Genomic DNA, 15,688 nt, shown 5'->3' with positions numbered 1-15,688 from the left:
TGAAGTATGCCCCCCGCCCCGACAAAGTTCCAGCCCCTGACTCTACGGCCACTGATCCGGCTCTTCCGGCGACCAGGGCTGCGCCTCCTCTACCGGCGCGCCGCGATCTGGCTGTGACTGCTCCCGTTGCATGCGCTCCTCCAGTATTCGGCGCTCTTCCTGTGCCCGGCGCTCCTCTTCAAGATAGCGCTGCTCCTGGATTCGGCCGGATTCCTGCAGCCGGCGCAAACGCTCTTCCTCAGACTGCGGCACAGGCTGCTGTTGCAGCTCCGGATCGAGTTCTTCCTGGGGAACCGATTGACGCTCACGCTCCAATTGTTCGCGCAATTGCTGCTCGCGCTGGCGCTGCTGCTGTTCCCGCCGCTGCTGCTCCGGGTCTATGCCCCAGCCCGGGGTCATATCCTCGCGGGGCGCCACATCCTCTTCCTTGTCATCGTCAAACCAGTTGCGGAACCAGCCGCGGCGCTGGCAGCGCGGATCTGTCTGCAGCCGGCTCTCCACCGATACCGGCAACTCGCGCCCGCCCTGACAGTTGCGCGGATCCATATACTGACCGTCGCTATTCAGCGGTTTCCACTCAACCCCGCGCGGCGCCTGGATGCGCCCGTGGCGATGCGGCAGCTTGCGCATGATGTCGGTCCACACCGTCAGGGCGCCGGTAGCGCCGGTGAGACTGGTGCGCTCGTTGTCGTCGCGGCCCAGCCATACCACCGCTGTCACTCCGGGGCTAAAGCCGGCAAACCAGCTGTCGCGATAATCGTTGGTGGTGCCGGTTTTGCCAGCAAACGGCACACTGTTGGGCAGACGCCGGTAGGCGCTTTTGCCGGTGCCCTCGCGCATGACCTGCTCCAGCGCGTAGCGCAGCAGATAGGCGGGCACCTCGTCCACCCCGCGGCTGGACTTGGGTCGGAAGCGCTGCACCTGTTCGCCGTCGGCGTCAGACACCGCCAGCAGCGTGCGCGGCTCCACGTGCTCGCCGCCGTTAGCCAGGGTCTGGTACATGCCCGCGACTTCAAACGGGGTCATCTCCACCGCACCGAGAAACAGGGAGGGCACCCGCGGCAGATTCGCCTGTACCCCCAGGCGACGAATGGTCTGACGCACGTTTTCGATGCCGAGATCCAGCCCCAGGCGCGCAGTCGCCTGGTTGTAGGAGCGGGACAGGGCCACATACAGCGGCACCAGCCCATGGCTGCGATTATTGAAGTTGGCCGGCATCCATACCTGCCCATCGGGGGCCTCCTCACGGATCGGGGCGTCGTCAATCAGAGTGCCGAGGTTGTACTGGTGCGCCCGCTCCAGCGCGGTGAGATATACCGCAGGCTTGATCAGCGAGCCCACCTGGCGGCGCGCCTCCAGGGCGCGGTTGAAGCCCGGGTAATGGGGACGGCGGTCGCCCACCATGGCGAGCACATTGCCGCTGTGATTTTCCAGTACCACCGTGGCCCCCTGCAGGGAGTCCTCCTTGAGGCCGCGGTCTTTTTCCAGTCGGTCGGCCCCCTGGCTCACCGCGTCTTCGGCCAGTTTCTGTACCGAGGGTGCCAGGGTGGTGTAGACCCGCAGGCCAGCGGTACGCAGTTCTTCCACGGAGTAATAGGGACGCAACTCCTCCAGCAGGCGCTCGGTAAACGCCGGATAGGGGTTCTGCGCGGTGGCGCCGGCAGATGCGACTTCCAGCGGTTTCTTGCGCAGGCGATCATGCTGCTCCTCACTGATCAGTCCCTGCTCGAACATCACGTCCAGCACCGTGTTGCGCCGCTCCAGAGCCCGCTCCGGGTTGCGCCACGGATTGTAATAGGACGCGCCCTTGGCAAGCCCGACCAGCAACGCGATCTGATGGGGCTCGAGCTGGTTCAGGGGCTTCTGGAAATAGAACTCGGAAGCCAGCCCGAAGCCGTAGATGGCACGGCTGCCCTGCTGCCCCAGCCACACCTCGTTGATGTACTCCTGAAGGATATAGGCCTTGTCGTAATGGACCTCCATCAGGATGGCCATCAGCGCTTCGTTGAATTTTCGCCACAGACTCGGTTTGTGATCGAAAAAGATATTTTTCACCAGCTGCTGAGTGATGGTGGAACCGCCCTGCACCACGCCGCCGGCCTTGAAGTTGGCCACCATGGCGCGCGCAATCCCGCGGGGAGAGACCCCGAAGTGATGCACAAAATCCTGGTCCTCTACCGCGATCAAGGTGGCGCCGAGCAGCGGCGGGATCTCCTCGATTCGCACCGGCGTGCGGTCGTCGCCACCACCGAGCAGGGTGCCGATGGGCGCCGCGTCCAGGCGGAATTCCTTCAGTCGCTCACCGGTCTCGCTGCGCAAATTGGTCAGCTCGTCATTGCGCAGGCGAAACAGGACCTGCTCCGCCGGTTCGCGCTTGTCGGCGTGGATAAAGTCGCGCCGCCACACACGGTATTCCATGCCCTCACGCTGCCACTGCCCCGGCTCTTCAATCGCCGGTACCTTCTTGTAATTGAGCGCGGCAAATTCGGATGCCAGCTCGTCCGGGCGCATCACCATACCTTCCTTGAGTATCAGCGGGCGCGCATAGACCCTGGCGGGCAGCTGGTACTGGCGGCTGTCCAGTCGCTCGCGCAGCTGCACATCCAGCCACACCATATAACCGGCAAGCACCAGCACCCCGAGCAGGGCCAGCAGGCTGAGGCGCTTGATCCAGCGGCGCAGACGCCCGGGACGGCTTTTTCTGTTTGCAGTTTTCGCTTTCGTGCGGCGCTTGTTTGGTGGCATATGGATTCAGATAGATTGGTTACTTAACTGTGAAACGCTGTTACGTCCCACTGACGCCGCGGGCCAAATCAGGACCACTGGGTATGGGCACAACAGCATCTTTTATAGCCGGCATTTATAAGGTCACTTCTGAACAAGTCAAACCCAACGGGTCACACAATGGCCCTGCCGGCCCGCACTTGCACTTACCCCGCCGCCCGCCATAATGCGCCCAGCGCCCGCAAACCGGGCCGACTGAAACGAATTTAGCCAGCAGCAATGGATCCCTTATGCACCAGTACGACCTCTACGGCATCGGCGCCGCCCTCCTCGATACGGAAATTGAAGTGTCCGACAGCGACCTGCAGTCACTAGGCGTCGACAAGGGAGTCATGACACTGGTTGATGACTCGCGCCAGGAACAACTGGTCGAGGATCTCAAAAACCATATGGTCACCGCCAGCCACGCCTGTGGCGGCTCCGGTGCCAACACCGTTATCGCCGCCAGTTACTTTGGCCTCGACACCTTTTATTCCTGCAAGGTGGCGGATGACGACAACGGCGACTTTTACCGCGACAATCTCGCGGCCGCCGGCGTCGGCTACCCGAAGGCTCTGCACAATGCCGCCAGCGGCGTTACCGGCAAGTGCCTGGTGCTGATCACCCCGGACGCCGAGCGCAGCATGAATACCTACCTCGGCATCAGTGCTGAACTGTCGGTCAACGAGCTCGACAGCGAAGCCCTGGAAAAATCCCGCTGGGCCTATATCGAGGGTTACCTGGTTTCCTCTCCCACCGGCCGCGCCGCCGCCATCGCTCTGCGCGAGCAGTCGCAAGCGGCCGGCGTAAAAACCGCCCTGAGCCTATCCGACCCCATGATGGTGCAACTGTTCCACGACGGGCTGAAAGAAATGCTTGGCGACGGCGTCGACCTGCTGTTCTGCAACCGTGAGGAAGCCCTCAAGTTCTGTCACACGGAATCCCTGGAAGAAGCGGCGCAAGCCCTGCGCGATCACTGCGGCGCCTTCGCCATTACCCTCGGTGCCGACGGCGCGCTGCTGTGGGATGGCACACAAGAACACCGCGTAGCCTCCCCCAAAGTGGAAGCCATCGACACCAATGGTGCCGGTGATATGTTTGCGGGCGCATTCCTGTTCGGAATCAATCGCGGCATGGGCTTTGCGGAGGCGGGAGAACTGGCCTGCCGCGCGGCGGCACAGGTAGTGAGTCAGTATGGACCGAGATTGCGTCCGGAGCAGCACGCAGAACTTCTGGAGCAAGTGGCAAACGCCTGAACCACATCCAGGTAAATGTGGAAAGCCTGGCGACAGGAGATAGAGTGCACGGGGACGGGGATAGCGCGATCCCGATAACCCGTACCCGGCACTCTGCCGCCACAGGCCCTGATTCGGGACCACAGTAATCTCAGTTCACGGAAGAGGATTTTCTCGGCCCGGTGATTTCGGGAAGACAGGCAGCTGCAGCAATACCGAAGCCCTGGGCAAAATCCACCCCCATCAGGCGCAGCTTCTCCAGTAATTCCGGCGTCTCGGCAAACTCTGCAATGGTGCTTATCCCCATACGCTTGGCCAGGTGATCCACCGTACTCACCATCGCGCTGTCGATCTCATCTTCCAGCATATTGCGCACAAAAGACCCGTCGATCTTCAGATAATCCACCGGCAACTGACGCAGATAGGCCAGGGACGAAGCGCCGCGACCGAAATCGTCCAGCGCAAAACTGCACCCCGCCGCACGCAGCTTGTGAATAAACACCAGCGCCCGATCCAGGTTATTGATCGCACTGGTTTCGGTAATTTCAAATTGCACCCGCGACGGCGCGACTCCCGCCTCGGTCAGCTCACGCAGCACAAAATCGGCAAACTGCTCATCGCCGAGACTGATACCGGATATATTGATCGCGTAGTGGAAACCGCCAGCGCCACTGCTCTGCTCCAGCGCCATGTACTGGAAAATCTTGCGGATCACCCAGCGATCCACTTCATCAATCATGCCGTAGCGTTCCGCCGCTGGCAGGAACAATCCGGGGGAAATCACATCCCCGTCCCGCCCCTGCATACGCACCAGCACCTCGTAGTGGTGCACGCGATTTTTGTCCTGTAGCGCCACCACCGGTTGGCGGTACAGCAACAGGCGATCCTCCTGGATGGCCGCGTGGATTTCCGCAAGCCAGGTACTTTCGCGACGCTTTTCCAGGGCCTTGCGCGAATCACCAAAAAACTTCACCCGATTGCGCCCCTGGTCCCGGGCCGCAGAGCAGGCGTCGTTGGCCGAGGCCAGCAACTGGCTGGCGGGCGGCGCATGCCGGTCCACACTCACTGCACCGATGGAGAGTGCCGGACGCGTCTCGCTGTCCTCCCACTCGAAGACAAAACCGCTCACCGCCTCGCGCAGCCGGGTGACAATACGTTTCGCCTCTTCCAGCGTGCAGTCTTTCAGCAGCAGCGCAAATTCATCACTGCCCACCCGGCCCAGCAGGTCCCCGCGCCCCAGACAGCGGCTGAGAATTTTCCCGAGCGCGATCAGCAAGGCATCGCCGGCGCTGTAACCGAGGGTGTCGTTAACCACTTTGAATTGATAGACGTCTAGGTAAAGCAGGATATGGTGTTGGCGGGGACCGGTATCCGCATTCAGAAGTTGCTGCAGGGAGTGCTCAAAGGCCTGGCGATTGGGAAGGTGGGTCAGCGCATCGTGGCTGTTCTGCCAGCTGAGACGGGAGGAGATACGGCGCACCTCGGACGTGTGACGCAGAATCAGCACATACCCCTGTAACTGCACACCTTCCTTGAGGCTGTTGATCTGGACACTGACTTCCAGCAACTCGTCAGTACCACGGCGCAGGTTGGCGCGCAGTTCGCGGCGACTGGGAATATCACCTTCGCTGTCGCCGCTGGCCAGATTCAGCTCGAGGGGCTCGCCGCTATCATCGAATAGCGGCAGACCTTCGGCGAGAGACTGCCCCGGCAGCAGTCCCACCAGGTTGCCGCAGAGTTCACTCACCAGCGGGTTACTGTAGCGAACCCTGCCGTAGCGGTCGGTCACGATCACGCCATCGGCCACTTCGCCCAACGCCAGCTCTGCCGCCGCCGGGCTCAAGTGCCCCACAGCTATGGCATCGCCACCGGATTCCCGCAGCTGGCCGTGATACGCGGCATTTTTCGGTGTGAACTCAGTCAATGGAATTCCAACTCAACCGGCTTTACCGCCCGGTAGTTACGTGGCGGCCCTACATCGGGGCCGCGGAATAATTCGGCGCGTAACGCGCCCCCGCTCTATCAGGGAAAATAATAACGGCTTATTCACCGGCGCGGAAACCTCCAGGGGCACCCTGGCGCCAAATGTGACCCGATTCGCACCAACAGCCACAACTGACCAGGGTTTTCCGCCGGGTACCCGCGCACAAATCACAGGTGCTGGCGCAGGAACGACTTCAGCTTTTCGTCCTCAAACGCGCGCTGCAGTGTCGCACTGAGCAGGCGATTGATCGTGCTTTCCACCTCTTCCGGGCTGGGCTTGATCAGATTGCGATCCTTGCCACTGGTAGTGTAGTTGCCAAAGAAAGTGGCCCCTTTCACCGAAACCTGTAACTGGATGGAAGCGCCGGAATTGACCTTTGTGGTGTACAGCTTGTTGGGGCTGTCGTATTTAAGGTCGGTGAGTTTCGCCACCACCTGCACGTCGCCGCCGTTCTCGACGCTGCGGAACGACCAGGATTCCAGGCCCTGGTACAGCGCGGATGCCATGGAGCTCTCAATATCATTGGCCAGGGTCACATTCGACGCGTCCGCATAAATTCCCCCGAGGCTACCCAGGCCACCGCCGGGCAACTGATTCTCGCCGCGGGCATACACGGTGTAACCGGCGCCGATATTGTCCGGGGCGACATCAATTTGCGGTTTCACGGCCACCTGCACCGGGCTGTGGGCACAGGCGGCCAACATGAATGCAAATCCGGTTACCAGCAATGTGGCAAAACTCTTCATCGGTGTACTCCAATTTTTTCAGTGACAACAAATGGATTGACTGGCGGTGGCTCTGAACGCACTTCCCGCCAATCGTTCAGCCGTGATGATGGTGGGCGTGGTGCTGGTCGCCCTCATCCGACTGAGTTTTTTCTTGCAGGCCGCGTACCGGCAGTGCTGCCTCGTGCGCGGACCCGTCGGCAAACACCAGCCGCAGCGGCAATGCCTGTCCGGCTTTAAGAGCAACGCCGTGTACCATCAGGTGGGTGGCACCGGGGCGCATTTCAATGGTGCCATTGCCTGGCAGGGTGATTTTTTTCAGCGCGCGCATGCGGCTCACACCGTCCACCTGCCGGGTGGTATGCATTTCAACCTTGCCCTGCGGGTGTGCCGGTAATTCTACCCGGGCCAGTACCCGCGCACTGCCAGACAGGTCACGCAGTGTCACGTAGGCCGCGCCCATGGGCGCGCCGGGGGGCATCTCCCGGGCGTAGCCCGAGATCTCCAGATTTGCCGCGGCGCCCTTGCCGTGGGCGGTGTGACCGCCGTGCTGCACACCACTCTGCTCTTTTGTGGCTGCGACCGAGCCCAGGGACAGTGCCACCAGGCACACAGCCAGGAGGCCGCGCACAGCGCAACGGTTGCGATGATTCATAGTTACGACTCCCGCTTTTTTGAGCTGGTTATTGTGAGCGGCACCCTTAAAAGGGTAATTAAAGGGGCTATGGACTCTTTTGTAACAGCAATCGGGGTGGATTGCCGAGTTTTATATCACCCCGCACCCGGTACCCAGGTACCGCCTGACGCAACTGGCTGTATACCCAACGCCCCTCCGCATCGGTACGCGCAACAATGATCACCCGCAACTGGTGGTCGCGAATCCGTTGCGCCACCGAAGTCAGCATCTGCACCATGGCGTCGGAGCGGGCGCTAAGCTCACCCGCAGCAAGGGGTACCGTCTGCGCACCCGGCCCGTCCAGGGTCACATCCTGGCGTGCGCGCTGCTGTTCGCGCTGTAACTGCGCGCGCACTTCTTTGGACAGCGGGTTGCCCGGAGATATTTCATCGGCGGTATTGAGGAAGCTACTTACCTGCCCAAATGCGCGCTGGCGCAGCGCATCCCGCGCACGGGCAACTAGATCCATCACCAGGATCTGGATACCCGCCGCCGCTTGGGTATTCCCCGGATCCAGTTGCAGCACCTGCAGGTAAAAATCGTAGGCACTGGCGCCGGCGGGCATGGTGATAAAGCCCTCCCGCTGCGCCCGCTCGGCGCGCCCGAGGAAGTGTTGTACGGCGCGCTGCCGGATCTCTTCGGGGCTGGGGCCCGCAGGTTTCGGCGGCGGCACGGGCTTGGGCGGCGCCGGCGGAGGCGGCGTCGCACATCCGCCGAGCAGCGCCAGTAACATCAGCGCGCCCGTCGTACGCCGACAGCTATAAAAACGATCTGAGACCCAATTCACTGTTCTGATAACCGCCTCCACTCGATCACCGGCCCGCCACAGGGCTGTTGTTTTTTTGTACCGCAAGCACCGCTATACTCATCCGCCCGATATACTGAGCCACCGGCCCCAACTTCCGGGTTTCGGGGCCAGCCCGGAACGGAAGCCGGCAACATCAGTCCAAACTAGACCGACTATAAAGAATTTTGTTACCCATGACTGCGAAGATCTCCGGCTTGCGAACGACAGAAGCGTCACATACATCAGCCTACACCGCGCTGCAGCTGCCCCCCGGTGCCGCGATCACCGCCGCACTCTGCGCAATTCTGCTGCTCTGGGCAGCCCTGTTTGCTACCCCGGCGGCGGCTCGCGACGGCTTCTCTGCCGCGCAGTCCTCTTCGCCATTTGGCGCCCTCAGCAGCGGTCAGGACGAATTCCTGCCCGTGGATCAGGCCTACCAGCTGGATTTCCTGTTTACTGACAGCGGCGCCAGCGCCCTGTTCCAGATTGCGCCCGAGTATTACCTGTATCGCGACAAGCTGGCGCTTTACCGGATTGATGGCGACAACAAAACCCCGCTGCCGCTCACCCTGGAAAAAGGGGAGGTCATCTGGGACGACTATTTCGAAAAGGAGACCGAGGTCTACCGCTGGCAACTGGAAGTGCCGCTGGACCTGGCAACGCAAGACAAGGTGCAGATACAGCTGCACTATCAGGGCTGCGCCGATGCCGGTCTCTGCTATCCGCCCCAGGTGCGCAACTTTACCCTGGACCCGGTAAGCAAGATCGCCGCCCCCTTTGACGGCGCACCGCCTGCCGGCGGTGCCGGATCCGCAGCCGGCCAGGGCCTCGCCTCGGCAGCAGGCCCAACCGCGGCGGGCAACACCGCCGGCAGTCTGCTGCTCGCCATGGTGCTGGCATTTGGTGGCGGCCTGCTGCTGAACCTGATGCCCTGTGTATTCCCGGTCCTTTCTATTAAGGCGCTGGCAATCACCCACACCGGCGACCGCCAGCAACTGCACGGCTGGGCCTACACCGCCGGTGTCGTGGGCACTTTTGTACTGATCGCCGCAGCCATGCTGGTATTGCGCGCCGCCGGTGAGGCAGTGGGCTGGGGCTTCCAGTTGCAGTCTCCGGTGGTTGTGGCCGCTCTGGTCTACCTGTTCTTCGCCATGGGCCTGAGCCTTTCCGGTGTCACCGAGTTCGGCGGCCGCCTGATGGGCCTGGGTGCGCACAGTAGCCAGAACAGTGGCCTCGGGGGATCTTTCAGCACCGGTGCGCTCGCCACGGTGGTCGCCAGCCCCTGCACCGCACCAATGATGGGCTCCGCCCTCGGCTTTGCCGTCACCCAGCCCGCTCCGATGGCGCTGGCAGTATTTGCCGCCCTCGGCGCCGGTATGGCCGCGCCATTCCTGTTGCTCACCTATATACCGGCCCTGGCCAGGCGCCTGCCGCGCCCCGGCCCGTGGATGGAAACCCTCAAGCAACTGCTCGCATTCCCCATGTACCTGACCGCGGTGTGGCTGCTGTGGGTGCTCGGCCGCCAGACCGGCAGCGACGGGGTTGCCCTGGTGCTTGCCGGGGCCGTGGCGATTGCCTTCGCCCTGTGGCTGTGGCCGGGAACCGCAGTCGACGGCCGCCGCAAGCTGCTGCGCAATGCATTCGCCATCGCCGCGGTCGCTGGTGCGGTTTGGGTCATGCCCAACCTGGACAGCGCGGATCGGCAGCTGTCGCAGACAGGTAAAAGCGACTACTGGGAGGCCTATTCCCCCGAGGCGCTGACAGCCGCCCGCGATGAGGGGCGCCCGGTGCTGATCAATATGACCGCGGCCTGGTGCATTACCTGCCTCGCCAATGAGAAGGTGGTGCTGTCCAGCGATGTAATCAGCACCGCCATGGGCGATCTGGGTTTTACCGCCCTCAAGGGAGACTGGACCAACCAGGATCCGCAAATTACCGAACTGCTGGCGCGCTACGGCCGCACCAGTGTGCCCCTCTACCTCCTGTTCCCCGCCGATGGTGGCGAGCCGCAGATTCTGCCCCAGATCCTCACCCGCGACGGGCTTCTGACCGCCATGCGCGGTGCGGTCAGCCAGGAAGCCCTGGTGGATTCGGCCACCCCTACGCCCTGATCCCGCCTTTGTGGCCATTCAAACAGGTGAATAGGCCACTCACCACAAAACTTTGCAGCAAATAGGACGTGAATTTCGGCGAACTGCGGACAACGTCTCCATTTCTGGATTTAGGGCATGGACAGAGGGTCACTTTTGCGGCAAACTCCCGATCAATCTCGGCAATCTGCTGATTTACGCTGTTTACCGACAAGTTCTCTGACTTTTTCCGGATTTTAGTCACAATTTCGTGCGCATTACCTGAGGCATAGAGCGAGGCACAGAATGGCTAGACTGCTTTTGCTACACGGCCCCAACCTGAACCTTCTGGGCACCCGCGAGCCGCAGATTTACGGCTCCACCACCCTCGCCCAGATCAATGAAGCGGCCCGCACCCAGTGCGAAGCTGCGGGTTGCGAATTCGAATGCCTGCAGAGCAACAGCGAAGCAGAACTGGTGGAGCGTATTCACCAGGCCTACGCCGACAAGGTGGACTTCATCGTCATCAATCCCGCCGCCTTCACGCACACGAGCGTGGCCCTGCGCGACGCGCTGGCGGGTGTGGCCATTCCGTTTATCGAAGTCCATCTCTCCAACCCCCACGCCCGCGAAGCCTTCCGACACCATTCCTATCTGTCGGATCTAGCGCTGGGCGTTGTCTGCGGGTTCGGAGCAGATAGCTACACTTTGGCTCTGGAAGGGGCCCTGAAGCGACTTTGAGTGCCAGTTTTTTTCATTCGCCGGCTGCGTGCCGGCGTTTATGTATTCACAAATTGAGAGTGACACTGTTATGGATATTCGCAAGATCAAAAAACTGATTGAACTGCTCGAAGAGTCCGACATCGGCGAGCTGGAAATCAAGGAAGGGGAAGAGTCCGTACGCATCAGTCGCGGCACCAGCGGTGCCTCTGTACAGATGCCGCAGATGGCCATGCCGATGATGGCACCGGCTGCACCTGCCGCTGCCCCGGTAGCACCCGCCGCTGCACCGGCGCCTGCTGCCGCCGAGAGCGAAGCCGAATCCGTACCCGCGCTCACCGGCCACCCGGTGAAATCCCCGATGGTGGGCACCTTCTACGCCGCATCGAGCCCTGGCGCCGAGCCGTTCGTTAAGGTTGGCCAGCAGGTAAAAGTGGGCGACGTGATCTGTATCGTCGAAGCGATGAAAATGATGAACCAGATCGAAGCAGACAAGGCCGGCACCATTGAGGCCATCCTGGCAGACGATGGCCAGCCGGTAGAATTTGACCAGCCGCTCGTGATCATTTCCTGAGCGGGGGACCAACTATGTTTGAGAAGATACTGATCGCCAACCGTGGCGAAATTGCCCTGCGCGTATTGCGGGCCTGCAAAGAGATGGGGATCGCCACCGTGGCGGTACATTCCCAGATCGACCGCGACCTGAAACACGTGCGCCTGGCGGACGAGGCCGTTTGTATCGGCCCCAACCCGTCCCCGCAGAGCTACCTGAATATTCCCGCCATCATTTCCGCGATGGAGATCACCGATTCTGTCGCGGTACACCCCGGCTACGGCTTCCTGGCGGAAAATGCAGATTTCGCGGAACAGGTACAAAAGAGCGGCTTCACCTTTATCGGCCCCGACGCCGATGTGATCCGCCTGATGGGCGACAAGGTTTCCGCCATCGCCGCGATGAAGAAAGCCGGTGTCCCCACCGTACCGGGCTCCGACGGCCCGCTGCCGGACGACGGTGAAAAGTGCCTGGAAATCGCGCGCAAAATCGGCCTGCCGGTCATCATCAAGGCCGCAGCCGGCGGCGGTGGCCGCGGCATGCGCGTGGTACACAGTGAAGGCGCGCTGCTGAATGCGATCTCTGTGACCAAATCCGAAGCCGGTGCCGCCTTTGGCGACAGCACCGTCTATATGGAGAAGTTTCTGCAGAACCCACGCCACGTGGAGATCCAGGTGATGTCCGATGGCCAGGGCAATGCGGTGCACTTTGGCGACCGCGACTGCTCCCTGCAGCGCCGCCACCAGAAGGTTCTGGAAGAGGCCCCGGCGCCGGGCATCCCGGACGATGTACGCAAGGGCGTTCAGGACGCCTGTGTTCAGGCCTGTATCGACATCGGCTACCGCGGCGCAGGCACCTTTGAGTTCCTGTACGAAGATGAGCGTTTCTACTTCATCGAGATGAATACGCGTATCCAGGTAGAGCACCCGGTTTCTGAAATGGTGACCGGTGTCGACCTGATCAAGGAGCAGATCCGCGTGTGCGCGGGCCAGAAGCTGTCGTTCAAGCAGGAAGACATCAAGATCACCGGCCACTCTTTCGAGTGCCGTATCAATGCCGAGGATCCGAAGACGTTCTTCCCGAGCCCCGGCAAGGTGGAAACCTACCACGCGCCCGGCGGCCTGGGCGTACGGGTGGATTCCCACCTGTACTCCGGTTACACAGTTCCGCCGAACTACGACTCCATGATCGCCAAGATCATCACCCACGCCGAAGATCGCGAAACCGCCCTGGCGCGGATGCGTGTGGCACTGAGCGAGATGATCGTTACCGGCATCAAGACCAATATCCCGCTGCAGGAAGACCTGGTTCGCGATGCGGAGTTTGCGAAAGGTGGAGTGAATATTCACTACCTCGAGAAGAAGCTGGGGCTCGAATAGGCCTATTAGCTTCTCTTCCCGCCGCAGTGGTTAGTCGCTTTGATTGACCTCCGTGGCGGGAAAGCACCGGGCATCCATTTTCAAAACCGCTGTGAACCCATCCATGAGCGCTGCGTCGGCGACGTCCCTGTCGCCGACGCTTTTGAAAATGGATACCCGACACTTTCCCTTCAGTCTCACCCTTCCTACCCTGTAAGTAGCCCCACTCTAGTAGAATGCACAGAACCCAGAATTGAAGGCTTCGCTGCCGGTAAGGCTTTGCGAGACCGTCTGCGGCCAGGACGGCCGCAGCCGAGCCCCCAGGGATGGGTTCACGGCGTGTCTCGCAAAGCCTTACCGGCAGTAGAGCCGCCACCAGACCTGACCGAAGCCACCACCAGCCCCGGAATCCAAAAAGAAATGCCCTGGCTCCAACTCAAAGTGAATACCAACCGCGAACAGGCGGAAAAAATCGAAGACGCCCTGCTGTTTGCCGGCGCCGTCTCTGTCACCCTGCAAGACAATGCCGATCAACCGATCCTCGAACCGGGCCTCGGCGAAACACCGCTGTGGGACGAAACCCTCGTCACCGGCCTGTTCGATGCGGAGATCGACACCAGCGTCACCGAAGCCAAAGCCGCCGCCCACCTGTGTGAACTGCTCCCCAACGCCCGCTGGGAACAGCTCGAAGACAAAGACTGGGAACGGGAGTGGATGAGCCACTACAAGCCCATCCAGTGTGGCGACAACCTGTGGATCTGCCCCAGCTGGTGCGAACCGCCCGCACCGGAAGCCGTCAACATCATGCTCGACCCCGGGCTCGCCTTCGGCACCGGCACGCATCCCACCACCTTCCTGTGCCTGCAGTGGCTCGCCAATGAACCCTTCAGCGGCAAAAGCGCCGTGGACTTCGGCTGTGGCTCCGGCATTCTCGGTATCGCCGCCCTGCTCCTGGGTGCCGACACCGCCATGGGTACCGATATTGATCCTCAGGCCCTGCTCGCCAGTCGTGATAACGCCGTCCGCAACGGCATAGACCCGGATCGTTTCCCGGTTTTCCTGCCGGAAAAAGCACCGGCACCCGCAGACAGCAGCGCGGATATCATGCTCGCCAATATCCTTGCCGGCCCACTGGTGGAGCTGGCACCGCAACTGGTCGAACGCACCAAGGTCGGCGGTCGCATCTGCCTGTCCGGCATTCTCAATAGCCAGGCAGAGAAGGTGAAGGCCGCCTACCGCCAGTGGATTGATTTCGATGCGGATGGCGAAAAAGAAGAATGGGTACGCCTGAGTGGAACAAGGGTGAGGTAAGTATTCGCGGTCAAAAGCTAAGGCCAGCGACAGCAGCGCAGCCACAAAACGAGCTACAGAGCCCGCCCGCACTACGCGGCAGGCCTACAGACTGATAAACTTCCCCGCCAAAGCAATAATCGTCGAATTCCATGTCGCAACTGGTCACCCGCTGCCCCCACTGCAGCACCTCCTTTCACGTCAGCGAGCAGCAATTGCGCGCCGCTCGCGGTGCTGTGCGCTGCGGCTCGTGCCTGCAGGTCTTCCGCGCCGATGAGAACATCGTCTTTAACGAGGGCGACCCTACCCCGGCCGCAACCAAAAAGGCCATCGACGAGCTGCTCGAAGATGACGACTTCCTGATCCACGACGACATTGAACTCGACAGCGACGACCCTTCAGAAGAAGACGCGCTGCCCAAGGCAAAGGCCAAGGCCGCCAAACCTGAACCCAGCCCCCGGGAAAAAAGCGCAGACGCCCGCGAAAACCCGCTGATCGACGACGCCTTCGGCGAACAGCAGTGGCAGGACCTGGATGCCGACGAAGAAGAACGGCAGCAGGATCTCGACCTGGACCGCGAGCTCAACCTCGAAGTCGACCACCTCAGCCCCGCCAGCGACGATCCCTGGGCCGAGGAGATCGCGCGCGAAGAATCCAGCGGGATTGGTGGCGCAGCGCCCACCATGCGCAACAGTGAAGGCAACGAACCGCCGTTCAGTGAAGACCTGTTCAGCGACGATCCACTGCTGGATCGCGACGAAGAAGAATTTCCGCTGGCCGCAGAGCCACCCGAGGAATTCTCCCCCCGCGAATCAGCGACCCCGGACCTGCCACCGCGCAAGTTATCCACAGGCAACGACCACGCGGACGACCATATCGACCCGAGCCAGCGCGACCAGGCACCGCTGCTGCCGCGGGATCAACTGATATCCGCCATCGGCCCCGCGCCCATCGAAGTCAACTGGCAGCCCAAACGCCACCACCTGATCCCCAACTGGGTGTGGGGCCTCGGCGTCGCGGTAATGCTGCTGGCACTGGCCGCTCAGACCGCTTATTTCCGCTTCGATACACTGAGCAAGCGGGAGCCCTGGCGGGCTCTCTATGCACAGGCCTGTCCGATACTGGGGTGTAAACTCCCGGCCCAGGTTGATATTGATGCTATACACACCTCCAATCTGGTGGTGCGCAGCCATCCGCAGATACCCGGCGCCCTCGCCGTGGAAGCCGTGCTGCTCAATCGCGCGCCCTTCGATCAGCCGTTCCCGACCCTGCAGCTGCGCTTCACCGACCTCAAGAATGCCCCGGTGGCCAGCCGTCACTTCTCCCCGCAGGAATACCTGAAGGGCGAGCTGTCGGGACGCCGCTTGATGCCCGCCGGCAACCCGGTACATATCGCCCTCGATATCGTCGATCCGGGCCCCGAGGCGGTGAACTACGAGCTTAGGATCGCCACACAGTAGGCATCCCGTTCGCTTCTCCGGCCTCAACCAACCACTTCCCCGCGCGCACTGCAGCCAGCGCGCGCGGC

Annotated in this window: 12 protein-coding genes; 7 read left to right on the top strand and 5 right to left on the bottom strand. The window is 61.7% G+C overall.

From position 1 onward, the window contains the following. Positions 1-42: 42 nt before the first annotated feature. On the bottom strand, positions 43-2,745 hold the full coding sequence (gene mrcB, locus HUW35_RS08780) for a penicillin-binding protein 1B (protein ID WP_181255191.1): 2,703 nt from the start codon (positions 2,743-2,745) through the stop codon (positions 43-45). A 269-nt stretch (positions 2,746-3,014) separates the two neighbouring features. Between mrcB and HUW35_RS08775 the strand changes: the two genes are divergently transcribed. Continuing rightward, positions 3,015-4,019 carry an adenosine kinase gene (locus HUW35_RS08775; protein ID WP_181255190.1) on the top strand — a complete coding sequence of 335 codons (1,005 nt, stop codon included), beginning with the start codon at positions 3,015-3,017 and terminating at the stop codon, positions 4,017-4,019. A 130-nt stretch (positions 4,020-4,149) separates the two neighbouring features. Here the strand turns inward: HUW35_RS08775 and HUW35_RS08770 are convergent, their stop codons facing one another. The 4 genes from HUW35_RS08770 to HUW35_RS08755 all read right to left on the bottom strand — a co-directional run bounded on the left by HUW35_RS08770 (position 4,150) and on the right by HUW35_RS08755 (position 8,116). Next, entirely contained in the window at positions 4,150-5,922 is a 1,773-nt protein-coding gene (locus HUW35_RS08770) for a bifunctional diguanylate cyclase/phosphodiesterase (protein ID WP_181255189.1), read from the bottom strand. Positions 5,923-6,149: 227 nt separating this feature from the next. Continuing rightward, positions 6,150-6,728, bottom strand: coding sequence for a YajG family lipoprotein (locus tag HUW35_RS08765; protein ID WP_181255188.1), 579 nt, complete (start codon positions 6,726-6,728; stop codon positions 6,150-6,152). A gap of 76 nt (positions 6,729-6,804) precedes the next feature. Beyond that, the gene (locus HUW35_RS08760; RefSeq protein WP_181255187.1) at positions 6,805-7,362 is read right to left on the bottom strand and encodes a copper chaperone PCu(A)C; all 558 of its coding nucleotides are present in this window, start codon (positions 7,360-7,362) and stop codon (positions 6,805-6,807) included. A gap of 67 nt (positions 7,363-7,429) precedes the next feature. Continuing rightward, positions 7,430-8,116: an N-acetylglucosaminyltransferase gene (locus HUW35_RS08755; RefSeq protein WP_181255186.1), complete on the bottom strand. Its 687-nt coding sequence runs from the start codon at positions 8,114-8,116 to the stop codon at positions 7,430-7,432. Between the two features lie 248 nt (positions 8,117-8,364). Here HUW35_RS08755 and HUW35_RS08750 point away from each other — a divergent pair, with 248 nt between their 5' ends. The 6 genes from HUW35_RS08750 to HUW35_RS08725 all read left to right on the top strand — a co-directional run bounded on the left by HUW35_RS08750 (position 8,365) and on the right by HUW35_RS08725 (position 15,620). Further along, complete coding sequence (locus HUW35_RS08750; protein WP_181255185.1) at positions 8,365-10,281, top strand: protein-disulfide reductase DsbD; 1,917 nt, start codon at positions 8,365-8,367, stop codon at positions 10,279-10,281. Positions 10,282-10,545: 264 nt separating this feature from the next. Further along, on the top strand, positions 10,546-10,980 hold the full coding sequence (aroQ, locus tag HUW35_RS08745) for a type II 3-dehydroquinate dehydratase (RefSeq protein WP_181255184.1): 435 nt from the start codon (positions 10,546-10,548) through the stop codon (positions 10,978-10,980). 70 nt (positions 10,981-11,050) lie between these two features. Continuing rightward, on the top strand, positions 11,051-11,533 hold the full coding sequence (gene accB / locus HUW35_RS08740) for an acetyl-CoA carboxylase biotin carboxyl carrier protein (protein ID WP_181255183.1): 483 nt from the start codon (positions 11,051-11,053) through the stop codon (positions 11,531-11,533). Between the two features lie 14 nt (positions 11,534-11,547). Next, positions 11,548-12,891: an acetyl-CoA carboxylase biotin carboxylase subunit gene (accC, locus tag HUW35_RS08735; protein ID WP_181255182.1), complete on the top strand. Its 1,344-nt coding sequence runs from the start codon at positions 11,548-11,550 to the stop codon at positions 12,889-12,891. Positions 12,892-13,290: 399 nt separating this feature from the next. Further along, complete coding sequence (gene prmA, locus HUW35_RS08730; RefSeq protein ID WP_181255624.1) at positions 13,291-14,181, top strand: 50S ribosomal protein L11 methyltransferase; 891 nt, start codon at positions 13,291-13,293, stop codon at positions 14,179-14,181. A gap of 131 nt (positions 14,182-14,312) precedes the next feature. Next, positions 14,313-15,620 (top strand): DUF3426 domain-containing protein, encoded by a 1,308-nt coding sequence (locus HUW35_RS08725; RefSeq protein WP_181255623.1) that lies wholly within the window; start codon positions 14,313-14,315, stop codon positions 15,618-15,620. Positions 15,621-15,688 lie beyond the last annotated feature (68 nt).

The sequence above is a fragment of the Microbulbifer sp. YPW1 genome (assembly GCF_013367775.1).
Classification (GTDB): Bacteria; Pseudomonadota; Gammaproteobacteria; order Pseudomonadales; family Cellvibrionaceae; genus Microbulbifer.
This window is presented reverse-complemented; position numbering and strand designations above follow the sequence as displayed.